Origin of the sequence: Corallococcus sp. AS-1-12 (assembly GCF_020036995.1) — a bacterium.
Taxonomy (GTDB): Bacteria; Myxococcota; Myxococcia; order Myxococcales; family Myxococcaceae; genus Corallococcus.
Genome location: NZ_JAIQDD010000008.1, coordinates 49,506 through 71,936, shown reverse-complemented (window position 1 = coordinate 71,936; position 22,431 = coordinate 49,506). Strand labels below are relative to the sequence as shown.

Sequence of the window (22,431 nt, the reverse complement as noted above, 5' to 3'; positions counted from 1 at the left end):
AGCCGTGCCCCTCGCGTCCGGCGTCGTGTCGTCTCAGGGCGCGAGCGGCGACGCCTCGTAGCCCACGGTGCCGGCGGCATTGCCGTCGTAGGTGCTGGCGCTCTGGGTGAAGGTGGCGTTCTTGAAGACGAAGACGCCCCAGCCGGCGCCCTGCGACACGAGCGAGCTGGTCAACTGCAACTGTCCCCGCCCCAGGGCGCTCCCCACGGAGATGCTGGCCCGGATGTCACCGGTGCGCGTGAAGTAGTCACAGCAGAAGGGGTCCGAGCCGCCGTGGGTCACCCGCGCGTGGGCGAGGACGTTGTCCGGGTTCAGGGAGAGGATGGAGATGCCCTTCCAGTACCCCGGCGTCTCCGTCCTGCCCGTGAACACGATGGGCGCCTCCGCCGTCCCTCGCGCCACCAGGGAGCCCGTCTCCGTGATGCGGAGCCCGGACTCCGCCTCGAACTGGAGGCGCACCCCCGGCTCCAGGGTGAGCGCCCCCGCGTACTCCACGGTCGTGTCCGGAAGGCCGGTGGAGACGCCATAGGGCACGTCCAGCTTGCGCAGCGTCTGCGCCGTGGCGGTGTCCGCCTCCGGCGCCGCCACCAGGTGGACGGCGTTGTCGCCGTTGGCCTCCGGCTGGGTGGGGCTGTTCCCGGAGTAGAGGCTCTCCCCGTCCAGCGCGCCCGCGGTGGACACGCTCACGACCACGGGGGCGCCCACGTTGCCCCGGAAGAGGTTCCGCGAGAAGCCGGGCAGCCGCGCCTTGTTGAAGACGAACAACCCCAGCGTGCCGCTCTTCTCCACCGTCGTGTGGGCGATCCGCACCTGGCTGCCGGCGCCCAGGTTGGAGCCCACCACCACGGCCGCCCGGGCCTCCAGCCTGCCGCCCGGCCCGTAGAAGAAGTCACAGCAGAAGGACTGCTCGCTGCCCGCGTAGGAGATGACCACGTGCTCCAGCGCGTTTTCGGGGGTGTTGGACTTGAAGGCGAGCCCCTTCCAGAAGCCCGGCGTGGGCGTCGTCCCCGTGAAGGTGATGGGCGCGGCCTCGGTGCCCACCGCGTGGAGGGAGCCCGTCGCGGTGACGAGCAGTCCCGCGTCGGGGCCGAAGCGGACCACCGTGCCGGGGGCGAGGGTGAGCGCGCCGCTCACCTCCACGACGCCCGTCACCGCGTACGAGCACCGCTCCTCCCCCGGCGCCCAGGCCGTCGTGGAGGTCACGTCATTGGAGATGGTCCGGACACAGCCGCTGGGGGAGGGGTCCTCTCCGGGGTCCTCCCCCGGCCCGGCCGGGTCTCCGCCGCAGGCCGCCAGGACGGAGGCCACCGCGAAGGGAAGGAGGTGAGGAAGGCCGGTCAGGTATCGCGTCATGAATGCCACCCAGGAAGGAGCCAGCGGCGACGGCCGCGCTCGAGCAAGGGGGATACGCCGGCCCCGGCCGCTATTCTCACGAAGCGCGAAGCAGCTCCCCGGGCTCACGGTGCGCGCATGAACGCGCCCCCCTCCTCCACCGCGAGAACACATGCGCGGAGGCCGCCTGACACCCGGCTGGCCCAGGCGACTGCGCACGGGCGCACGCTCGGCGTCCGGGATGCGCGATGGCAGACAGGTGAGGGGGACTCCCCACTCCCAGCCTCGTGAAGCGTTCCGACCTTTCCGGCGTTCCTTTTCCCGGAGAACGCCCATGGCGCAGCATCCCGCCCCTCCGCCTCCCCTTTCCGACAGTGAGCTCCAGGTGGAGGCGGTGGCCTTCATGGAGGCCCGGGGACACTGGCTGACCGCCGTCGCGGCGCGGCGGGTGGCGGCGGTGCGCGAGTTCTTCCGGCAGCACGCCCACCTGCGGCGCGACTTCCTCCGGGAGCGGGCCGAGGAGGAGCGTCGGGAGGGGCGGCTCGCGCTGGAGCTGTTCTCCCGCGCGGTCCAGCGCGTCCGGTGGCTGCTCACCACCGGCGACGGGCCCACCACGCGCATCCACGGCGCGGAGGCCGGGCGCGACCTGGGCCTGCTGTTCGCGGGCACCGACTCCGGACTGGATGGCCTGACGTCGGAGCAGGAGCAGCGCTGGAACCTCAACCACCCGCACCCGCTCCCGCCCACCGGCTTTCGCACCCGCCGGCTCGACGACGACGGCCCTCGGGAGGATCCGACGCACCACCTGGCCTTCTACGCGATGTTCGGCGCCTCCAACGACAGCTCTCCCGAAGCGCAGTGGAACAAGCTGATGGGCACGCTCGGCGACCTGGGCCCTCCGGAGGATCAACACCTGGCCTGGGACGGCATCGACCTGGGGCGCCAGTTGGGCGACCCGCGCTTCGACGTGAACGCCTGGCTCTGGAAGACCGTGGGGGACACGGCCCAGGTCCCGCGGGCCGCGGAGGCGGTCGCGGGCTGAAGGGGGAATGCACGCTGGCGCACCGTCACCGCACATCCCGGTAGCCAGCACGCGCGCGCCACGCCACGCTGGCCCCTCCGTGGACGACACCCGCCTCCCCGACCCCGAAGCCCTCCGCCCGCTGCTCACCGACGCGCTGTCGCTGCCCGCGCTCCAGCCCCATGGCCCGCGCCTGGAGCGGCTCCTGGAGGACTACGCGCGGGGCGTGGCCCGGAAGGACGCGCCGCTCGTCGTCGCGCTGGTGGGCGCCACCGGCGCGGGCAAGTCCACCCTGCTCAACGCCCTCTCCGGGCAGAACCTCTCCCGCGAGGGCGTGGACCGCCCCACCAGCACCGCCTCCACCCTCTTCGCGCCGGAGGGCACGGCCACGGACGAGCTGGCCCGCACCGGCGCGCGCGTGGTGCGCTACACGCCCGGGCCCCAGGGGCTGTGGAGCGGCCAGGTCTTCATCGACACGCCGGACCTGAACAGCGTGGCCACCCAGCACCGCGACGTCGCGCGCGCCGCGCTGGACAAGGCGGACGTGGCGCTCGTGGTCATGCACCGGGGCAGCGTGGCGGAGGCCACCCAGGTGGAGTTCCTCACCGAGTTCGCCCGCCGCCGCGCGCTCGTCTTCATCCTCAACTTCGCGGACGAGCTGTCCGCCGAGTCGCGCGAAGCGCTGAAGTCCCAGGTCCGCCGCGTGGCCACCCAGCACTACGGCCTGGCCGCGGAGGACGTGCCCGTCTTCGCCATCAGCGCGAGGGCCGCGAAGGACGGCCAGGACGTCTCCGGCGAGTTCGGCCCGCTCCTCTTCCACCTGCGCGGGCTGGCCACCCAGGCCGTCGCCGCGCGCGTGCGCCACACCAACGCCCTGGGCGCGCTGGAGGAACTGGCCTCCACCGTGCAGAAGGCGCTCGATGACACGGACGCGCTGCTCGCGAGGACGCGCACCGCGCTGGACGCGGGGCTCTCGCGCGCGGCGCAGGCGCTCCAGGCGGACTTCGACGCGCGGCTGTCCCTGGCCCACGGGCACCTGGCGTCGGAGGTCCGCAGGCAGGCCGCGGGCCGCTTCTGGGGCCCCGCCGCGTGGGGGCTGCGGCTGTCGTTGTGGGGGGCGTCCGGGATGGGCGTGGGGGCGCTCGTCGCGCGCCGCAGCCTGCCCGCGGGGCTCGCGGTGGCGGCGGCCTCCACGGTGGTGGACGCGGTGAGGGACCGCGCCCGCGCCCGCGCCGCGGAGGTGGCCGTGGTGGAGCCCTTCGAGGACGACTTCCTCGCGGAGTCCGCCGCGCGCACCGCCCTGGCGGAGGCGCGCAGCGTGGCGCGCACGCAGGGCCTGGAGGCGGAAGCGCTGGGCGTGCCGGACGTGGAGGTGATGCTGGCGGAGCTGCGCGTGACCCGCGCGGGCGCCTGGCGCTACACGGCCTCCACCGCCGTCGCGGAGGCCGTGGCCCGCTGGTGGCGCACGGCCCGGTGGCTGGTGCTGCCGCTCATCAACCTGCCCCTGCTGGCGCTGCTGGGGCACGTGGGCTACCGCGTGGTGCGCGGCTACGTCGAAGGCCCCCTGCTGCCGTTGGAGTACTTCGTCAACGCGGGGGCCTTCTTCGGGCTGCTCGCGGGCGCCGGAGCGCTGCTCGCGTCAGCGAGTCTCGTCGGAGCCGCTCGCCATGCGGGGCGCGCGGGCCGGAGCCGGTTTGTCGAGGCCCTCGCCGCCCTGGGCGGGAGGCTGGGAGAGGCCGTCGATGATGGACTTGGCACCGGGCGGCAGGCCGCGCGTCGCATCCTGGAGCGGATTCGCGCTGTCGGGTGACATGGACATGACGGCCTGGCCCGGGACGTGGACGCCGCCGTTGGAGGCCATCATCGGCTGCGCGGAGTCCTTGCACAGCGGCGCCGACACCAGCGTGTCACGCACCGGGTCGCCATAGCCCACGATGCGCGCGGGCACGGAGGGGTTGTTCCACCCGGCGCCCTGCTCCTTGGCGACCTTGAAGTGCAGGTGCGCGCCGCACGCCCAGCCCGTGGCGCCGGAGAAGCCGATGAGCTGGCCCTCCTTCACCTTCTCACCGGCCTTCACCACCACGGCGCTGAAGTGCAGGTACTGCGTCTCCAGCCCGTCGCCGTGGGAGATGACGACGTAGTTGGCCAGCGGCGCGAACTGCTCGCCGCACCCGCCCTGCCTGCTGTCACCGCGCGCCATGCGCACGACGCCGTCATGCGCCGCCACGATGGGCGTGCCTTCCGGCATCCGGAAGTCCCACGCGAACGTGTCGTTGTGCTGGTGGCTGCCCGTCTCATGGCCCTGGCTCACCGTGTAGATGCGGCCACACGCGAAGGGCACGCCCACCTCGGGCATGTTCGCGGCCGCCGTGGCGGAGGGAGGGAGAACAGGCGCCGAAGCGAGGAGGGAGCCGACGAAAAGAGCGGAGATGTTCATATCGGGGCGGGCGGACAACCAGCGCAAGTGCTTGCGGTATTTCCCAGACATTTTTGCCTGATCCCGAACGGATCACTAGCAGCCGAGCCGCGCCCCGCTCTGTCTCAAGGGGGCGATTCTTGACCACACTCCAGAGGGGAGATGTATCAAAAGCATAGGAGCGCCTGGCTCCCTGCCTGTCCAGTTGGCAGGCTCTGCGTCTCTCAATCCTTGCCGCTCCAATGCCTGTCATCTGACCGGCCTTGAAGACAGACGCCCGCCTGCACGGACGCCCCACGGGCAGGCCCGGACGGCGGTGGTCCGGCACCCCGGAAGGCCCCTTCCAAAAGTGACTGGTCACTTTTTAAGTGGGCGGTTATCGTCCCGGCATGTCCCCGAAGTCCGCCCCCAGGAAGGCCGCGGCCCCGGCGCGCCGCACGCAGGCGGAGCGCCGCGAGTCGACGCGCCGCAAGCTGCTGGACGCCACCATCGAGGCGCTGGTGGAGCAGGGCTACGCGCGGCTGACGACGGTGGAGGTGGCGAAGCGGGCGGGCGTGTCGCAGGGGGCGCTGTTCACGCACTTCGAGACGAAGGAGGAGCTGCTCGCGGTGGCGGTGGAGCACCTCTTCCCGCGCCTCATCCAGGACTTCCTCGCGGGCGTGGGCGCGCGTCCGTCCGGGAAGGACCGGGTGGGGGCGGCGGTGGACATGCTGTGGGCCGCGTACCAGCGGCCGGAGCTCCAGGCCGCCATCGAGCTGTACGTCGCGGCGCGCACCAGCCCGGAGCTGCAGAGGGCGCTGGCGGCGGTGGACGGTCCGCACCGCCAGAACATGCGCCGCGTGGCGCGCGAGCTGTTCCCGGACGTGGCCGCCACGCACCCGGACTTCGACGACGTGGTGGAGCTGGCGCTGGACGCGGTGCAGGGCGCGGCGGTGGGTGGGGCCGCCCGTCCGGAGGACCCGGCGCACCGCCGCATGCTGGACACGCTGGCGCGCTTCATGCGCGTCGCGTTCGCCCCACCGCACCCGAAGGTCTGATTCGCAGGAGGTCCGCAGCCATGGACATGTCGCACATCCCCGACCTCATCACCCCGGCCATCCCGGTGTTCGTCATCACCGTCATCGCCGAGGCGCTCTGGGTGCGAAAGCTGCGGCGGGAGCGCGGCGAGCGCATCAAGGGCCACACGTGGAAGGACACGCTGGCCAGCCTCTCCATGGGGCTGGGCAACGTGGCGGTGAGCGTGTTCTGGAAGGGCGTGGCGTTCGCGGGCTACGCGGCGCTCTACCACCTGACGCCCCTGCGCCTGGGCCACGGGCTGGTGGCGTGGGTGCTGCTCTTCTTCCTGGAGGACCTCTGCTACTACGCGTTCCACCGCGTCCACCATGAGAGCCGCTTCTTCTGGGCGTCGCACGTGGTGCACCACTCCAGCCAGCACTACAACCTGTCCACGGCGCTGCGGCAGACGTGGACGCCGATGACGGGCTGGGTGTTCTGGGCGCCGCTGGCGCTGCTGGGCTTCTCCCCGGAGATGATCGTCACGCAGCAGGCGGTGAGCCTGCTGTACCAGTACTGGATCCACACGGAGGCCATCGGCCGGCTGCCGCGTCCCATCGAGTGGCTGTTCAACACGCCCTCGCACCACCGCGCGCACCACGCGTCCAACGCGGCGTACATCGACGTGAACTACGCGGGCATCCTCATCCTCTGGGACCGCCTCTTCGGCACCTTCGTCCCGGAGACCGAGCGCCCCATCTACGGGCTGACGAAGAACCTGACCACGCACAACCCGGTGCGCATCGCGTTCCACGAGTTCGCCGCCATCGCGAGGGACGCGGCCCGCCCCGGACCGCTGAGCCAGCGGCTGGGCTACATCTTCCGCAACCCGGCCTGGAAGCCCAAGGGGGCGCTGGCGCCGGAGCCCCCGTCCGTGGAGGCCGCGCACCCGGCACCGTAGGGACCGCGCGCCTCCGGGTGGAGGACAGAAGCGACGTCCAGGCAACGCGGCGCGCGACATCGTTGCGTCCGGGCCGTGCGGGCCTTGCTACGGTGCGCCGCGACGGTCGGTTCTGGCGGGCGCCGCGCATGAGGTCGGCGCCCCTTGCAAGGGAGTCGGATCATGACGGAGCGCGAGTTGTGGGAGCGGTACCAGCGGCACCTGTGCGTCGTCCCCTCCGTGGGGCTCACGCTGGACATCTCCCGCATGAACTTCGGCGCGGACTTCCTGGACGGGATGCGCCCGCGCATGGACGCGGCGTTCCAGGCCATGGACGCGCTGGAGAAGGGCGCCATCGCCAACCCGGATGAGAAGCGCCGCGTGGGCCACTACTGGCTGCGCGCCCCGGAGCTGGCGCCGGACGCGGAGCTGAAGACGGCCATCACGGACATGCAGGCCCAGGTGGCCGCGTTCGCGAAGGACGTGCACGCGGGCAAGGTGAAGCCCACGAAGGCGGCGAGGTTCACGCAGGTGCTCATCGTCGGCATCGGCGGCTCCGCGCTGGGTCCGCAGTTGGTGGCGGACGCGCTGGGCAGCGGCCGGGACGCCATGCAGGTGCACTTCCTGGACAACACGGATCCGGACGGCATGGACCGAGTCCTCAACGGCCTGGGCGAGCGGCTGGCGGAGACGCTCACCGTCGTCATCAGCAAGTCCGGCGGCACCAAGGAGACGCGCAACGGCATGCTGGAGGCGCAGGCCGCCTACGAGCAGCGCGGCCTGGACTTCGGCGCGCACGCGGTCGCGGTGACGGGCGACGGCAGTGAATTGGACACCTACGCCAGGGGCCACCAGTGGCTGCGCACCTTCCCCATGTGGGACTGGGTTGGCGGGCGCACGTCGGTGATGTCGGCGGTGGGGCTCTTGCCGGCCTGGTTGCAGGGGCTGGACGTGGACGGCTTCCTCGCGGGCGCGAAGGCCATGGACGCGGCGACGCGCGCGCGTGACGTGGCGGCGAACCCGGCGGCGCTGCTCGCGCTGATGTGGTTCCACGCGGGCGGCGGCAAGGGCCAGAAGGACATGGTCATCCTGCCGTACAAGGACCGGCTGATGCTGATGTCCAAGTACCTCCAGCAGTTGGTGATGGAGTCGCTGGGCAAGGAGCTGTCGCTGGACGGTCAGGTGGTGAACCAGGGCATCGCCGTCTACGGCAACAAGGGCTCCACGGATCAGCACGCCTACGTGCAGCAGTTGCGCGAGGGCGTGAACAACTTCTTCGTCACCTTCGTGGAGGTGCTGAAGGACCGGGACGGGAAGTCCCTGGCGGTGGAGGGTGACAACACCAGCGGCGACTACCTGCTGGGGTTCCTGCTGGGCACGCGCCGGGCGCTGTTCGAGAAGGGCCGCGAGTCGATGACGCTCACCGTGCCGGACGTGAGCGCGCGCACCGTGGGGGCGCTGATCGCCCTGTACGAGCGCGCGGTGGGCCTCTACGCGAGCCTGGTGAACATCAACGCCTATCACCAGCCGGGCGTGGAGGCGGGCAAGAAGGCCGCGGGGCGCGTGCTGGAGCTCCAGGGCAAGCTGCTCGCGAAGCTGAAGGCGGCGAAGGCGGAGGCGCGGTCGGCGGAGCAGTGGGCGCAGGACCTTGGCGCGGCGGACGAGGTGGAGACGGTGTTCAAGCTGCTGGAGCACCTGTCCGCGAACGGCGACCACGGCGTGAAGCGCTCGGGCGGCGCGCGTCCGGCGGAGGCCCGCTTCCAGGCCGGGTGACAAAGCCTTGCCCGCGGGGGCAGGCACCGCTCCCGCGTCCGGCGAGGCCCGGACTGCCCCGGGGTCGACACCTTCATGGCCCCGGGCGGACGGGATGTGGAGGGTCCGGGGGGGTTCCATCCTGAAGGCACGACATCCCCCAGGTGCCCTCTCGATGAAACCCTCCTCCGCCTTCCTGCTGGCCCCTCCCGTCCCCTCTCAAGAAGCCGAAGACCCGTGGCGCTTCGACGCGCTGGGCTGCGTGCGCAGCCGCTACGACGTCACCATCGACTCGCTCCCCCGCGCGCGCTACCGCTCCGGCCTGGAGATTGGCGGCGCCACCGGCCTGCTCACGGAGAAGCTCCAGGCGCGCTGTGAGGCCCTGCTCTCCCTGGAGACCTCCGAGTCCGCCCAGGCCCGCGCCATCCACCGCTGCCGCCACCTGTCCCACGTGCGCTTCGAGCGCATGAACGTGCCGGACCGCTACCCCGAGCAGACCTTCGACCTCACCCTCGTGTCCGGGCGCGGCGCCTACTGGAGCCTCCCGGAGCTGGCGCTCGCGCAGCAGCGCATCCTGGAGCACCTGGAGCCCGGCGGGCACCTGGTCCTGGTGCACTGGACCGGCCAGACGCGCGACATGCGCTGCGGCGGCCACGAGGTCCATGACGCCTTCCGCCAGCTCACCCCCAGGCACCTGCGCCACCTGCGCGGCGAGATGGAGGGCACCTGGCGCCTGGACATCTTCGAGCGGCTTTGAACGCCCCGGGTGAATCCCGTCCCCCACCCGGCCCTGGCCGGCGGTAGAAGGGGCGGCATGGAACTCGGAATCACGGGGAAGACGGCGCTCGTCACCGGCAGCAGCCGGGGCATCGGGCGGGCCATCGCCATGGTGCTGTCGCGCGAGGGCGCCCGGGTGTGCGTGTGCGCGCGCCACCCGGAGCAGTTGGATGCGCTCGCCAAGGAGCTGCGCTCCGAGGGCGCCCAGGTGGCCACGGTCGTCACGGACGTGGCCACGCAGGAGGGCGCGTACCTGGCGGTGGACTCCGCGGTGCGCGCCTTCGGTTCGCTGGACATCCTGGTGAACAACGTGGGCGGCAGCGGCGGCGCGGGCGCCTTCGACGCGGCCAGCACCCAGCAGTGGAACGACGTCTTCCAGCGCAACCTGATGTCCGCCGTGTGGTGCAGCCAGCGCGCGGTGAACATCATGCGCCAGCTTGGCGGCGGCAGCATCGTGCACATCAGCTCCATCTTCGGCCGCGAGTACGCCACCAGCGCGCCCTACAGCGCGGCCAAGGCGGGCCTCATCGCGCTCACCAAGGAGATGGCGGTGGACCTGGCGTCGCACCGCATCCGCGTCAACGCCGTGGCCCCGGGCTCCATCTTCTTCCCCGGCGGGAGCTGGGACCGGCGCCAGCAGCACGACCCGGAGGCGGTGGCCAAGATGGTGCGCGAGCAGATTCCCTGGGGCCGCTTCGGCACGCCCGAGGAGGTCGCGGACGTGGTCGCCTTCCTCTGCTCCGAGCGGGCGAAGTGGGTGACGGGCTCCACGCTCCCCGTGGACGGCGGCCAGGGCCGTGCCTACTGAGCCCAGTTGCGGTATGCAGTCCGCGCGAATGAGGCCAACGCATTGCTGAAGCTCTACAAGAAGGACGGCGACACCCTGCGCTACTGGGAGGCGTGGGAGCACGAGGGCGTCGTCACGGTGCACTGGGGCAGCGTCGGTGACGGCGGCGAGCAGAAGACCGTCCCCGTCCCCCCGGACGAGGACCCCGACATGGTCATCGCCCAGGAGGCCGAGCCCCAGGTGGACGCCGGCTACGACGAGCCCGAGCCGGACGCCATGGCCGTGCTGCTCGTCGAGTACACCGTGCAGGGCAAGGGCACCGGCCACGACTTCGAGCAGCGCAACGCCGTGGAGGAGCTGCTCACGGACGCGCTCGGCTGGACGGGTAACGGCGAGGTGGAGGGCGGCGAGACGGAAGAGGGCTGCATGCGCGTGCACTGCCGCGTGATGGACCCCGACACGGCCGCGCGCACCGTGGTGGAGGCACTGGACGCGGAGGAGCTGCTCGAAGGGGCCCGCGTGCTGGTGGCGCGAGGCGACGAGAAGCCCCGCGTCGTGCACCCGCCGCTGTTCCCCGTGCTCAAGTCGTAGGCGTTCGGGGCGCCTGGCCCCGGGGCCCGAAGACGCGGAACAGCAGCACCAGCGAAGGCACCACCGTCACCAGCCCCACCCCGAGCGCCACCAGCAGCAGCCGCTGCACCACCGGCTGCGCCGCGGCGCCCTGGAGCGTCAGGTCCGGATAGACGAGGTACGGCGCCTGCGACACCGCCCACCCCAGCACGATGAGCCCGCCCTGCGTGGCCGCCGCCACCCGCGCGGCCCGGAAGCGCCGCGTCCACAGGAGCGCGAACGCCGCCACCGCCGCCACCGCCGTGCCCGCGTGCAGCGCCAGGGCGAACGGCGTCTGGAGCAGGCCCGTCCACACCCGGGGCGCGCCCTCGCGCGACAGCAGCAGGACGGCCAGGGCCAGCGGGAACAGCAGCCCGCCCGTCACCAGCGCCCGGCGCCGGAAGTCGTCCGCCAGCTCGGGCGTCCGCGCCTCGTGCGTGAGGTACACGGCCGCCAGGAACGCGAACAGCCCCAGCGTCAGCGCGCCCACGGACAGCGCGAAGGGCGACAGCCACGACGCGAAGAAGCCGCTCACCACCGCGTGCCCCCGCATGCGGATGGAGTCGCTGGCCACCGCGCCCACGCACATGCCCAGCAGCAGCGGCGCCACCACGCTCGCCACGCTGAACACCACGCCCCAGCGGCGCTCCACCGCGTCCCCGCGCGTGTCGTAGGCGCGGAAGGTGAACGCGGTGCCCCGGAACACGATGCCCAGCACCAGCAGCGTCAGGGGCACGTGCAGCGCCACGCTCAAGGCCGCGAAGGCCCGAGGGAAGCCGCTGAAGAGCAGCACCAGCCCCACGATGAGCCAGACGTGGTTCACCTCCCACACCGGGCCGATGGCGCGGGCGATGAGCGCGCGCTGCTCCGCCTTGCGGGGCCCGCGCGCCAGCAGGTCCCACACCCCGCCGCCGAAGTCCGCCCCGCCCAGCAGCGCGTACAGCACGAACGTGCCCGCCACCGCGAACCCCAGCACCGTCGTCTCAATGGGCATGGGCCGCCTCGCCGTCCACGTCCGCGCCGGGCTCCCGGGGCCTGGGCAGCGTGCCCGCCACCTGCCGCCAGAGCACGAAGAGCACCGTCACCCCCAGGAACAGGTACACCGCCGTGAAGGTGAAGAACGGCGCGGCCAGGTGCGGCACCGGCGTCACCGCCTCGCCCGTGCGCATCACGTCCCGGACGATCCACGGTTGCCGGCCCCACTCCGTCACGAGCCACCCCGCCTCCAGCGCCACCAGCCCCAGCGGCCCGGACAGCAGCCACGCGCGCATCATCCCCCTGCCGTGCGGCCACTCGCGGCCCCGCCACCGGCGCCACAGCGTCACCAGCGCGAGCAGCGCCATCAGGCTGCCCGTGCCCACCATCACCTGGAAGGCCAGGTGCACCTTGGCCACCGGCGGCCAGACGTCGCGGGGGAATTCGTTCAGGCCCTTCACCTCCGCGTCGGGGTCCGCGAACGCGAGGATGGAGAGCCCCTTCGGCAGGTCGATGGAGCCCGACACCGTGCCCTTCTCCGCGTCCGGCCAGCCGCCCACCCGCAGGGGCGCGCCCGCCTCCGTGTCGAAGTGCGCCTCCATCGCGGCCAGCTTCACCGGCTGCGCGCGCGCCACGTGCTTCGCGGACAAATCCCCCACCAGCGGCTGCGCGAGCGCGGTGACGCACGCGAGCGGCAGCGCGATGGACAGCGCCTTCTTGTGGAACGCGGCGCCCGGGTGCTTGAGCAGGATGAAGGCGTGGATGCCCGCCATCGCGAACGCGCTGGCCTGATAGCAGGACAGGAGCACGTGCGCCGTCTGGTACTGCCAGCCGGGGCTGAACATGGCCACCAGCGGCTGCACGTCCGTGGGCCCCGAAGGCGTGGGCGTGAAGCCGGACGGGTTGTTCATGAACGTGTTCACCAGCGTGACGAAGAACGCGCTCGCCGCGCCGCTCACCGCCACCATCCCGCCGCTGAACAGGTGCAGGCCCGGCGACACGCGCTCGCGGCCGTACAGGTAGATGCCCAGGAAGATGGCCTCGGTGAAGAAGGCCACGCCCTCCAGGCTGAAGGGCAGGCCAATCACCTCTCCGTAGCGGCCCATGAACTCCGGCCACAGCAGGCCCAGCTCGAACGAGAGCACCGTCCCGCTCACCGCGCCCACCGCGAACAGGATGGCGGTGCCCTTGGCCAGCTTCTCGCTGAGCTTCCGGTAGTCCGCGTCCCCCGTGCGCCGGTGCTTCAGGTCGCTCAACACCATCAGCACCGGCAACGCCACGCCGGCCGCCGCGAACACGATGTGGAACGCGAGCGACAGTCCCATCTGCGCGCGCGCATAGAGCAGGTCCGTCATGGAAATCAGTCTGCTTTATGCGCGCATTTTACGCATTCAGGATTTCTTATCCTTGTCCGCAGGCACCTTGGTGACGGTGCGCGAGGGCACCAGGGTCTGGATGGAGTTGCGGGCCACGGCGGTGGCGAGCGAGGTGGCGAAGATCATGACCACCTTGCGGCCCAGCTCCGCGCCCAGCGGCTTGTCCTCGATGCTGGTGGCCACGCGGTCCGGGTGGGCCCAGGCGCGCTCCAGGGCCTTGCGGCGCTGGCGGCGCACGCGCTCGTCGTGGTGGCGGGCGCGGTAGATGGCGATGCCCACGCCCAGGCCCACCACCACCAGGGCGGCGGCGCCCACGGTCATGAGCAGGTCCTTGTTCTGGTTGACGTGGTAGCGCACGTCCGTGGCGCGGGTGCGGCGGCGGTCCAGCTCCTCCAGGGTGAGGAGCAGCTCGTCGCGGATGCGGTCCGCGGTCTGCTCCACCTGCTCGCGGTCGCCCATGCGCCTGGTGATGGCGTGGTCCACGTGCGCTTCGGTCTCGGAGGCCTGGCTCATTGCAGCGTCTCCCGGGTCATCTGGAAGTCCGTCTTCAAGCGCTCCTGGGTGTGGACCAGCGGCTTCTTGGGAATCCGCTTCGTGCCCAGGAACAGGAGGAGTCCGGCCACGGCCAGCAGCACCGCGCCCACGATGAGCACGCCCACGGCGGCCCCCAGGGGCAGCGCCAGGCCCAGCGCGACGAAGAGCACCGCCAGGGACGTGAGGGCGAGCACGGCCCCCGCGCCCAGGAAGATGCCCGCCAGCCTGGCCGCCTGCAGCTCCTGCTTCAGCTCCTTCTTGGCGTGCATCACCTCCGCCTTCACCAACAGGCGGGTCTCCGACAGCGCGTGCCGGATGAGCTCCGGGGTGGAGAGCGTCTCCAGTTGGCTGCGCTCCAGGCGTTCCGATTCGAGGTCCACGACCGTGCCTCCGACAGGGTGACGTCCAGGGCATCACCGACGGCCGCCTGCCTGGCGTCCCGGCTGTCCCCGGTCTGTCCCTCAAGGTGGTCAGGAAGGGTGTGTGGGAGAAGTCCCGCCGCACACCCCGGCCGCGTCCGGCTGCCTGCCTGGTGCCCCCACCCCTCCGGGCGGGCCGGCTGGGGGCGGGCGGCTAGCGGCGGGTCTTCTGATGGGCGATCGCCGTGGCCAGCGTCTCGCGCACCTGGCGGGCGCGGAACAGGCGGTCCGCGGTGTCCAGCAGGTTCTCCGCGTACAGCACCTGCTTGCGCAGGCGGGCCGGGATGGCGCGGGTGCCCAGGTGCGCGCCCAGCAGGGCGCCGGTGAGGGCGGCGGCCACGTCCGCCTCGCCGCCGCAGCGCAGCGTGAGGACCACGGCCTCCCGGAAGTCGTGCGGCACCTTCAGCGTGGCGTACAGCGACGTGAGCAGCACCGGCACCACGTGGCACGGCAGGCCGTCCACGCCCTTCAGCTCGCTGGGGGGCACGCCCACCTTGCGCAACTGGTTGAGGGCGCGCTGGGTGTCCCAGGTGAGCAGGCGCGGCAGGTGGCGGATCTCCTCCGCCAGGTTCTTGTCGTGCACGGCGGCGGACAGCGCCAGGGCCTCGCAGAAGGCCGCGGGCGTGAGGGCCTCCTGCTCCATGCCCAGCGCCACGGCCTGCGCGAACGCGGCCGCGGCGGCGGCGCAGACGGGGTCCTTGTGCGTGATGACGGTGAGCACGCCCGCGTCGTGCGGCAGGCGCGCGCGCTGGCCGCTTTCGAAGAGCCCCACCACCAGCGCGCGGCTGAGCACCGACGGGCACTTCGTGCCCAGCGGAGCCCCCGCGCTCATCCACGGCGTGCCGCCCGCCAGCCGCTGCAGCGCTTCCGACAGGCTGCGCGGCGGCTGGAGGATGATGCCCTCCTGCCACAGCCACGCCAGGTGCAGCGCCGCGCTGCGGCCGTCCACCTTGCCCTCGCGGATGACGCTCTCCGCGGCGGCGAGCAGGAGCTGCGTGTCGTCGCTGAACTGGCCCTTGGCGAACTTGCCGCGCGGCCGGGGCGCGAAGTCCTCCGCCAGGCCGGGCAGCCGCGCCAGGCTCGCCGGGGGGATGCCCCTCAGCGGAAAGCCGAGCGCATCCCCGATGGCGAGCCCCAGGAATGCCGCATGAAAACGGTCCTGGCGGTCTGCGGGAGTCAGCGGCATCGGAGGGGCGGAGATTACCCGAGCCTCAGCCAAGGACGAGCACCGAGATGAACGCTGCGATGGCGCGCGACGCGACGGCGGATCGATCATGGGGCCTTGACGTGCACGAAGCGGGTGCGGTGGAGCGCTGGACAAGAAAGGTCCCGCTGGATTGCACCGCGCGCATCGCCACTGTCCGCCTCCTCCGCCGTCACCGCGGCGCAACCGGGGGCGCGGTAGCTATCGCATCCCGCTGCGTTTCAGCAAGCAGGCGAGCCCGTGGAAACGCGCGAGCCCGCATGCATGTCCAACTTCGAATGCTGCGCATGAACCGAAAGGGACGCACGGGTGGACTCGTGCGCGTGGAGTGCCCACGGGCTCAGGTGTTCACCTTGACGTGAGCGACTTCACTTCGTCCATGCGCGTGCGCGCGGATCACGCGTCGTCGCGGCCCAGGTTCACCACCGCCATCAGGCGCGCCACCACGGCCTCCGCGCCCTGGTGCAGCCGCGCGCCGTCCCACAGCGCGGGGGACGTGTGGCCGCCGCGCTCGCGCCAGTCCTGCTCCACCTCTTCGTAGGTGAGGTTGCGGAAGCGCACGCGGTCCTCCAGCGCGTGGTCCGTGACGAAGCGGCGCGCGGTGGCGGACGGAGGATCCGCGATGCGGTGGAACAGCTCCAGGACGGGCGAATCGGGCGTGCTCATGACTTGCGCCACATCATGCGCTCTGGAACGCGAAAAGGGTGGAGCGCCGGCCCCCGTGGCTCGCGGGGCTTCGGAGCACCACCCTTCCCGGAGACCGCGCGGGGAAGCCCCTAGCGGGACTCGGAGGCGCTGATGCGCGCGGCCTCGCGGCGCACCGCGGCCTGCTCCAGCGCGTAGCGCGCGTCCGCGCTGTTCAGGTCCTTGAGGCGCGCCTGGGCCTCTTCCATGCGGCGGCGGGCGCTCGCCACGTCGATGCCGGTGACGTGCTCGGCGGCGTCCGCCAGCACCAGCACCTTGTCGTTGCTCACCTCCACGAAGCCGCCGGCCACGAAGTAGCGGTCCTGCTTGCCCGCCTCGATGAGGGTGAGCGTGCCCGGCTCCACCAGCGACAGGAACGGCGTGTGGCCGGGACGCACGCCGAACAGGCCCTCTCCGCCCGGCACGATGGCCTCGTCGGCCTGCACGGACAGGATGCGCTTCTCGGGGGTGACGATCTCGACAGTCAGCTTGGCCATGAAGGTCCTCGTGCTACCGCACTACCGCATCAGAAAGTCAGCCGCTGGGTCTTCACGCCCACCGGCTCGAACTCCAACACCCCGGCGTCCGTCAGGCGCGGGCCCTTGCCCGGGATGCCCAGCGTGCCCTCCAGCCACTTGAGGTGGTGGGCCAACTGCCGCACCTCCGACAACTGCTTCGTCGTCATCAGCTCCGTCAGCCGCCGCTCCTGGAGCTTCTGCCCGGTGCGGTCGAACTGGGCGGCCACCATCACCCGGGCCCACGCCAGGCTGTGGCCCTTCGTCTTCTTCCTGCTCATGCTGGGGGGCGCCTTGCCCTTCTCCACCAGCGGGTAGAGCACCCAGACCTTCTCCCCGTCATTGGACGCGAAGTAGAGGTCGTCCACCGTCCCCACGCACACGTCCGCCGACCAGAGGGGCCCGCTCTCCTTGAGCATCTCCAGCCGGCACTTCCCCACGCCCACGTCCACCAGGCGGACGCTGTAGAGGCCGTTCGCGCTCACCCGTGCCCGGCTGCCGCGCTCCCCCGCCAGGGCGGAAGGCGCGGCACCACACATGAGCAGGGCGAGCGCGACGGTCAGGCGCATGGGTGTCTTACGCCGCCGCCAGCTTGCGGGCCTTCTCCTGCGCCTCCTCGATGGAGCCGACCATGTAGAAGGCGGACTCCGGGAGGTCGTCGTGCTTGCCGTCCGCGATCTCCTTGAAGGAGCGGATGGTGTCCTGGAGCTTCACGTAGCGGCCGTCCAGGCCGGTGAAGACCTTGGCCACGAAGAACGGCTGGGACAGGAAGCGCTGGATCTTGCGGGCGCGCGCCACGGACAGCTTGTCCTCTTCCGACAGCTCGTCCATGCCGAGGATGGCGATGATGTCCTGGAGCTCCTTGTAGCGCTGCAGGATGCCCTGGATGCGGCGGGCCACGGCGTAGTGCTCGGCGCCCAGCACGTCCGCGGACAGGATGCGGCTGGTGGAGTCCAGCGGGTCCACGGCGGGGAAGATGGCGAGCTCCGCGATGGAGCGGTTGAGCACCGTGGTCGCGTCCAGGTGGGCGAACGCGGTGGCGGGGGCCGGGTCCGTCAGGTCGTCCGCGGGCACGTAGATGGCCTGCACGGAGGTGATGGAGCCCTTGGTGGTGGAGGTGATGCGCTCCTGCAGGCCGCCCATCTCCGTGGCGAGCGTGGGCTGGTAACCCACCGCGCTGGGGATGCGGCCCAGGAGGGCGGACACTTCCGAGCCGGCCTGGGTGAAGCGGAAGATGTTGTCCACGAAGAGGAGCACGTCACGGCCCTCCACGTCGCGGAAGTACTCCGCCATGGTCAGCGCGGAGAGGGCCACGCGGGCGCGGGCGCCGGGCGGCTCGTTCATCTGGCCGTACACGAGGACCGCCTGGCTCTTCTCCAGGTTGTCGGTCTGGATGACCTTGGTCTCCTGCATCTCGTGGTACAGGTCGTTGCCTTCGCGGGTGCGCTCACCGACGCCGGCGAACACGGAGAAGCCGCCGCGCTCCACGGCCACGTTGCGGATGAGCTCCTGCAGGAGCACCGTCTTGCCCACGCCGGCGCCGCCGAACAGGCCGATCTTGCCGCCACGGGTGTAGGGGGCGAGCAGGTCGATGACCTTGATGCCGGTCTCGAACATCTGCACGCGCACGTCCTGCTCCGTGAACGGCGGGGGCGCGCGGTGGATGGGCCAGTACTCGGTGGCGTTCACGGGGCCCATCTCGTCCACCGGCTCGCCGGTGACGTTCATGATGCGGCCCAGGGTGGCCTTGCCCACCGGCACCTGGATGGGGGCGCCCGTGTTGCTCACCGGCATGCCGCGGCCCAGGCCCTCCGTGGAGTCCATGGCGATGCAGCGCACGGTGTTCTCACCCAGGTGCTGCGCGACCTCGATGGTGAGGTTGTCCTTCTCCGCGCCCAGGTTGGGGTTGGTCACCTTGAGGGCGGCGTACACCTCAGGGAGCCCGCCGGGCGGGAACTCCACGTCGACCACGGGGCCGAGAACCTGCGTGATCTTGCCAGTCGTCGGGACTTGAGCGCTCATGGGACTCCTCTGCCTTGTCTCGTGTGGCGAGCGGCCGGGGCGCCGCCGCCCGTCAGGAAATCGAACCCCGAAGAGGGGTGTGGGCGGGCCCCCTTTACCGGGGGGTGCCCGGCAGGGTCAAGCCTCCCGGGTCCGCCTGCGTAAGTCCCGCTTAGCGGAGCGGTGTCCCCAGCGCCAGTCCCTTGCGCTTCCCCTCTGACGCGCCTGCTCGTTGGGGAGCCTCGAAGGGGGGAGTCTGGAACGACGAAGGGCCCGTGCCCGGCGCTCGTGGGAGCGGGAGCAGCGGGCCCATCGTCTGGAGCCGAGGGGGTGCGACCGGCCGGGAGGCGGACTACTTGAGGGCCTCGGCGCCGGAGACGATCTCCATGAGCTCCTTGGTGATGACCGCCTGGCGGGTGCGGTTGTAGAGCAGGGTGTAGCTGGAGATCATGTCCGTGGCGTTGTTGGTGGCGTTCTCCATGGCGCTCATGCGCGCGCCCTGCTCGCTGGCCACGCTCTCCAGCAGCGCCCGGTACAGCTTGATGTTCACCGCCTGGGGCACCAGCCGGTCCAGCACGGCCTGGCGGGACGGCTCGTACTTGAAGTCCACCAGGGCCGGGGCGGAGGTCACGGCCTCCGGGGCGGGGGTGGCGGCCTTCGTGGTGGCGGGCTGCAGCGGGAGGAGCTGCGACACGACCACGTTCTGGGTGATGGCGGAGACGAACTCGTTGTAGACGACGTAGACCGCGTCGACCTCGTCGTTGAGGAAGGCGGCGGCCAGCTCCTCCGCGACGTTGGCGGCGGAGCGGTAGTTCAGCGTCGCGTACAGGCCGGCGAAGTCCTTGCGGATGGACTGGCCGCGGTTGCGGAAGAAGTCGTTGCCCTTGCGGCCCACCGTGGAGACGCGCACCTGGAGGTTGCTGTTCTCGTACAGGTAGCGGTTGGCGCGGCGGATGACGTTGGAGTTGAAGCCGCCGGCGAGGCCGCGGTCGGACGTGAGGAGCAGCAGCTCCACGCGGCGGATGGGGCGGGTGGCGAGCAGCGGGTGCGCCAGCTCCTGGTCGGCGGAGCGCACGGCCAGCTCGGAGATGATCTGCTCCAGCGTCTGCGCGTACGGGCGGGCCGCGAGGATGGCGTCCTGCGCCTTCCGCAGCTTCGCGGCGGAGACCATCTTCATGGCCTTGGTGATCTGCCGCGTGTTCTTCACCGAGCGGATGCGCTTGCGGATGTCGCGAAGGGACGCCATGGACCGGAAACTCCTCGTAAGACGTGCGGCGCGTGCCCCGTGACAGCCCGGGCTGGCCTTCAGGGACGGCGGGCCCCCTATATAGGCGGGGCGGAGGCCGGTCAACGGCGGGGTGCCCGGACCCGGGGCCCCTGCCTGCCACCAGGGCCCGTGCCCGGAGCCCGCCGCCACCGCCGTCCGGGGGCCGGGCGGGCGTGACCAGTTCCCGCCAGAGGGCCGCCCGTGGTGCTTTCCGACCGGGGGGCGCCGGAAGAGAATGGCCCCTTCCGACGTTGCGCGAGGTCCATGAAGGCTGGCGGCACGACCAGGGTGTGGGTACGCAGGGGCCTGGGGCTGCTCGGGCTGGCCCTGGCCGTCCTGCTGGGTCTGTCGCACTTCGTGCGCCTGCGCTACCAGGGCCGCATCGTGCCGCTGGCGGTCGCGCCGGAGGCCCCCATCGCCCTGGTGTTCGGGGCGGGGCTGGCGCCGGGCGCGGTGCCGTCGCCGGTGCTGGCGCAGCGGCTGGACGCGGCCATCGCGCTCTGGCGGCAGGGCAAGGTGCGGTCGCTGCTGGTGAGCGGGGACAACTCCGCGCCCTTCCACAACGAGACTCGGGCCATGCGGCGCTACCTGCTGGAGCGCGGGGTGCCGGAGGACGCGGTGGTGGGGGACGAGGCGGGGCTGTCCACCTACGACAGTTGCCTGCGGGCGCACTCGGTGTTCGGCGCGGACCGGGCGGTGCTCGTCACGCAGCGCTTCCACCTGTCGCGGGCGCTCTTCATCGCCAACTCGGTGGGTATCGACGCGTGGGGCGTGGCGGCGGACGAGGGACGGGCGACTCCCTGGCGCTACACGGTGCGCGAGACGCTCTCCCGGGTGCTGGCGCTGGGGATGGTGCTGCTGGAGGTGGAGCCCGGCAGCCCTGACGGCCAGCCGCCGACGGCTCCCCGCTGACGAGCGGTTGGGCCCGGCAGGCAGGCGGGCGGCGTCCATTGCCGCTCCTGTCCGGGGGTCCCATTTTCGTGGGGACACGGAAGCTTTTCTCAACCGTCCCTGTCGAGGAGACCCCATGAAGTTCAACAAGCTCGGAGACGAGGATGTGGGCGAGTCCACCTCGCTGCGCCACCGCAACCCGGAGACTGGAGAGGACGAGATCAACATCTCGGACCAGGACCTGGCGCTGTCGCCGCCCATGGAGGAGGAGGCGGATGCGCGGGACATCCTGCCGGATCAGATCCAGCGCTTCGGCCGGGCTGATGAGGAGGAAGAGGAGCGCGAGCTGACCGCGCAGCCTGACGAACCCGGACCGCGCGCCCAGTCGCCGGACCTGCTGCCCGAGGGGTAGCCGGGCCGACCACCGGATGCGGCTGTGAACAGGGCGCGCCCCAGTGCATGGGACGCGCCCTTTGTTTTCAGTCGAGGCCTCGACGGGAGGCCCCGCGCGGCCAGGGCTAACGGCGCGAGGTCTTCTTCGCGGCGGCCTTGCCCGTGGCCTTCTTGGTGGCCCCGCGCTTCTGGGCAGCGCCCTTCTTCGCGGCGGCGCCCTTCTTCGCGGCGGCGCCACGCTTCTGGGCCGCCCCCTTCGCGGCAGAGCCACGCTTCTGGGCAGCGCCCTTCGCGGCGGCCTTGCCCGTGGCCTTCTTCGCGGCAGCGCCGCGCTTCTGGCTCGCCCCCTTCGCGGCGGACTTCTTCGCGGTGGCACCCTTCTTCGCAGCAGCCCCCTTCGCAGCGGACTTCTTCGCGGCAGCCTTGCCCGTGGACTTCTTCGCGGCGGCGCCCTTCTTCACGGCGGCCTTGCCCATGGCCTCCTTCGCGGCGGCAGCCTTCTTCGCGGCAGCCTTGCCCGCGGCCTTCTTCGCGGGGGCGGACGGCGTCTCGGTGACGGCCTTCTCGCGGCGGGCCTTCTTCACGGCGGGGCGCTCGGGCTCCTCGAACAGCTCCTCCTGCTCGGGGGCCTCCTCACCGGTGTCCTCGGCCATCTCCGCCTCCAGCTCCTCCTCGCCGGACACCTCGGCCTCCCCGGCTTCGAGCTCGTCGGCGGCCTCCGCGGCTTCGAGCTCCTCGTCCTCGCCCGCGTCACGGGCCAGGGCGGCCAGGTCGCTCGAGTCGTCGCCGCCACGTCCGGCGGGGGCCTCCTCCTCGTCCTCCGCCTGCGCGGCCGCTCCGGACAGCGCTCCCTGGAGCACGGCGTTCATGGCCCGCGCGAACGTCCGCTCCCCGAAGCTCTCCACCTCCTCCACGGGCGGAATCAGCACCTCGAGCATGTCCTTGAGCCGGCGGTACAGCCGCATCTCCCGCTTTTCGCCGTCCCAGGTGCCGAAGACCCAGGTGTCCCCGTCCAGCGCGTCCACCCAGCCGGGCAGCGGACCACCGTCCCCCTGCTCCACCATCGCGGACTTGCGCGCGACGAACAGGTGCCGGTGCGCCCCCTTCAGCCCGAAGCGCCAGACGCCCGCGGCGGGCAGGCCCACCACCATCAGCCGGCTCTTCTCCAGGACGCTGGGCGCTCCCTCGCCGCCGTGCAGCGGGAACAGCCGCACCTCGCCCTGGAACTCACCGCCGTTGAGCGCCTGGTACAGGTCCGCCAGGTCCTCGGGGAACGGGACGCCGCACTCCGTCTCCGCGCGGCGGACCTCCTCCGCCTGCACACCCTCCGAGGTCGCCTTCGCCGACTTGCGCAGTGCCTCCAACCACTCGTGCATGACCCCTCCACGACATCGACAGCCACCAGGGCTCGCACCTTATGGCGCCTTGGGCCCCCGTGAGCAGTGTGCATGTCGGGTTTCGTCCACCCGACGCCTGTAGACATACCTGGACAACCTGACACGCCCGCCCCCTCCATCCCTCCTGGCCGCCCGCCCCGGGTCCAGG

At 71.8% G+C, this 22,431-nt stretch carries 22 protein-coding genes and 1 pseudogene; 10 read left to right on the top strand and 13 right to left on the bottom strand.

Going from position 1 to position 22,431, the window contains the following annotated elements; translation table 11 throughout:
- Nucleotides 1–33: 33 nt before the first annotated feature.
- Nucleotides 34–1,353 carry a hypothetical protein gene (locus tag K8556_RS15550; protein ID WP_223740861.1) on the bottom strand — a complete coding sequence of 440 codons (1,320 nt, stop codon included), beginning with the start codon at nucleotides 1,351–1,353 and terminating at the stop codon, nucleotides 34–36.
- A 313-nt stretch (nucleotides 1,354–1,666) separates the two neighbouring features.
- Here K8556_RS15550 and K8556_RS15545 point away from each other — a divergent pair, with 313 nt between their 5' ends.
- On the top strand, nucleotides 1,667–2,374 hold the full coding sequence (locus K8556_RS15545) for a hypothetical protein (RefSeq protein WP_223740860.1): 708 nt from the start codon (nucleotides 1,667–1,669) through the stop codon (nucleotides 2,372–2,374).
- Nucleotides 2,375–2,453: 79 nt separating this feature from the next.
- Nucleotides 2,454–4,163, top strand: coding sequence for a GTPase (locus tag K8556_RS15540; RefSeq protein WP_223740859.1), 1,710 nt, complete (start codon nucleotides 2,454–2,456; stop codon nucleotides 4,161–4,163).
- 222 nt (nucleotides 4,164–4,385) lie between these two features.
- On the opposite strand, the pseudogene K8556_RS39775 reads toward K8556_RS15540, so the two are convergent.
- Nucleotides 4,386–4,553, bottom strand: a pseudogene (locus tag K8556_RS39775) (M23 family metallopeptidase); the annotation flags it as partial.
- A 605-nt stretch (nucleotides 4,554–5,158) separates the two neighbouring features.
- Between K8556_RS39775 and K8556_RS15530 the strand changes: the two are divergent.
- From K8556_RS15530 to K8556_RS15505, 6 genes are all read left to right on the top strand, one after another.
- Nucleotides 5,159–5,806, top strand: coding sequence for a TetR/AcrR family transcriptional regulator (locus tag K8556_RS15530; protein WP_223740858.1), 648 nt, complete (start codon nucleotides 5,159–5,161; stop codon nucleotides 5,804–5,806).
- Nucleotides 5,807–5,826: 20 nt separating this feature from the next.
- Nucleotides 5,827–6,723, top strand: a complete 897-nt coding sequence (locus K8556_RS15525) for a sterol desaturase family protein (RefSeq protein ID WP_223740857.1) — start codon at nucleotides 5,827–5,829, stop codon at nucleotides 6,721–6,723.
- Between the two features lie 162 nt (nucleotides 6,724–6,885).
- Complete coding sequence (locus K8556_RS15520; protein ID WP_223740856.1) at nucleotides 6,886–8,475, top strand: glucose-6-phosphate isomerase; 1,590 nt, start codon at nucleotides 6,886–6,888, stop codon at nucleotides 8,473–8,475.
- A 154-nt stretch (nucleotides 8,476–8,629) separates the two neighbouring features.
- Nucleotides 8,630–9,211 carry an SAM-dependent methyltransferase gene (locus K8556_RS15515; RefSeq protein ID WP_223740855.1) on the top strand — a complete coding sequence of 194 codons (582 nt, stop codon included), beginning with the start codon at nucleotides 8,630–8,632 and terminating at the stop codon, nucleotides 9,209–9,211.
- 57 nt (nucleotides 9,212–9,268) lie between these two features.
- Nucleotides 9,269–10,039 carry an SDR family NAD(P)-dependent oxidoreductase gene (locus K8556_RS15510; RefSeq protein WP_223740854.1) on the top strand — a complete coding sequence of 257 codons (771 nt, stop codon included), beginning with the start codon at nucleotides 9,269–9,271 and terminating at the stop codon, nucleotides 10,037–10,039.
- A 42-nt stretch (nucleotides 10,040–10,081) separates the two neighbouring features.
- Complete coding sequence (locus tag K8556_RS15505; protein ID WP_223740853.1) at nucleotides 10,082–10,609, top strand: hypothetical protein; 528 nt, start codon at nucleotides 10,082–10,084, stop codon at nucleotides 10,607–10,609.
- Here K8556_RS15505 and K8556_RS15500 read toward each other — a convergent pair.
- The 10 genes from K8556_RS15500 to atpG all read right to left on the bottom strand — a co-directional run bounded on the left by K8556_RS15500 (nucleotide 10,599) and on the right by atpG (nucleotide 19,581).
- Complete coding sequence (locus K8556_RS15500; protein WP_223740852.1) at nucleotides 10,599–11,621, bottom strand: cytochrome d ubiquinol oxidase subunit II; 1,023 nt, start codon at nucleotides 11,619–11,621, stop codon at nucleotides 10,599–10,601. The genes K8556_RS15505 and K8556_RS15500 overlap by 11 nt on opposite strands.
- Complete coding sequence (locus K8556_RS15495; RefSeq protein ID WP_223740851.1) at nucleotides 11,611–12,957, bottom strand: cytochrome ubiquinol oxidase subunit I; 1,347 nt, start codon at nucleotides 12,955–12,957, stop codon at nucleotides 11,611–11,613. Before K8556_RS15495 ends, K8556_RS15500 begins: the two co-directional genes overlap by 11 nt.
- A gap of 36 nt (nucleotides 12,958–12,993) precedes the next feature.
- Nucleotides 12,994–13,491, bottom strand: a complete 498-nt coding sequence (locus K8556_RS15490) for a hypothetical protein (RefSeq protein ID WP_223740850.1) — start codon at nucleotides 13,489–13,491, stop codon at nucleotides 12,994–12,996.
- A complete protein-coding gene (locus tag K8556_RS15485; RefSeq protein WP_223740849.1) occupies nucleotides 13,488–13,892 on the bottom strand; it encodes a phage holin family protein in 405 nt (134 codons plus the stop codon). Before K8556_RS15485 ends, K8556_RS15490 begins: the two co-directional genes overlap by 4 nt.
- A gap of 193 nt (nucleotides 13,893–14,085) precedes the next feature.
- Nucleotides 14,086–15,117: an ADP-ribosylglycohydrolase family protein gene (locus K8556_RS15480; RefSeq protein ID WP_223740848.1), complete on the bottom strand. Its 1,032-nt coding sequence runs from the start codon at nucleotides 15,115–15,117 to the stop codon at nucleotides 14,086–14,088.
- Between the two features lie 414 nt (nucleotides 15,118–15,531).
- A complete protein-coding gene (locus tag K8556_RS15475; RefSeq protein ID WP_206787250.1) occupies nucleotides 15,532–15,801 on the bottom strand; it encodes a hypothetical protein in 270 nt (89 codons plus the stop codon).
- Nucleotides 15,802–15,911: 110 nt separating this feature from the next.
- On the bottom strand, nucleotides 15,912–16,316 hold the full coding sequence (locus tag K8556_RS15470; protein WP_223740847.1) for a F0F1 ATP synthase subunit epsilon: 405 nt from the start codon (nucleotides 16,314–16,316) through the stop codon (nucleotides 15,912–15,914).
- A 29-nt stretch (nucleotides 16,317–16,345) separates the two neighbouring features.
- Nucleotides 16,346–16,903, bottom strand: a complete 558-nt coding sequence (locus tag K8556_RS15465) for a hypothetical protein (protein ID WP_223740846.1) — start codon at nucleotides 16,901–16,903, stop codon at nucleotides 16,346–16,348.
- Nucleotides 16,904–16,910: 7 nt separating this feature from the next.
- Nucleotides 16,911–18,356: a F0F1 ATP synthase subunit beta gene (gene atpD, locus K8556_RS15460; RefSeq protein ID WP_120587022.1), complete on the bottom strand. Its 1,446-nt coding sequence runs from the start codon at nucleotides 18,354–18,356 to the stop codon at nucleotides 16,911–16,913.
- 331 nt (nucleotides 18,357–18,687) lie between these two features.
- On the bottom strand, nucleotides 18,688–19,581 hold the full coding sequence (gene atpG / locus K8556_RS15455; RefSeq protein ID WP_223740845.1) for an ATP synthase F1 subunit gamma: 894 nt from the start codon (nucleotides 19,579–19,581) through the stop codon (nucleotides 18,688–18,690).
- 285 nt (nucleotides 19,582–19,866) lie between these two features.
- Here atpG and K8556_RS15450 point away from each other — a divergent pair, with 285 nt between their 5' ends.
- Entirely contained in the window at nucleotides 19,867–20,514 is a 648-nt protein-coding gene (locus tag K8556_RS15450) for a vancomycin high temperature exclusion protein (protein WP_223740844.1), read from the top strand.
- Nucleotides 20,515–20,629: 115 nt separating this feature from the next.
- Nucleotides 20,630–20,905, top strand: a complete 276-nt coding sequence (locus tag K8556_RS15445; protein WP_223740843.1) for a hypothetical protein — start codon at nucleotides 20,630–20,632, stop codon at nucleotides 20,903–20,905.
- Nucleotides 20,906–21,011: 106 nt separating this feature from the next.
- Here K8556_RS15445 and K8556_RS15440 read toward each other — a convergent pair whose 3' ends face one another.
- The gene (locus tag K8556_RS15440) at nucleotides 21,012–22,262 is read right to left on the bottom strand and encodes an SMI1/KNR4 family protein (RefSeq protein WP_223740842.1); all 1,251 of its coding nucleotides are present in this window, start codon (nucleotides 22,260–22,262) and stop codon (nucleotides 21,012–21,014) included.
- Between the last annotated feature and the right edge of the window lie 169 nt (nucleotides 22,263–22,431).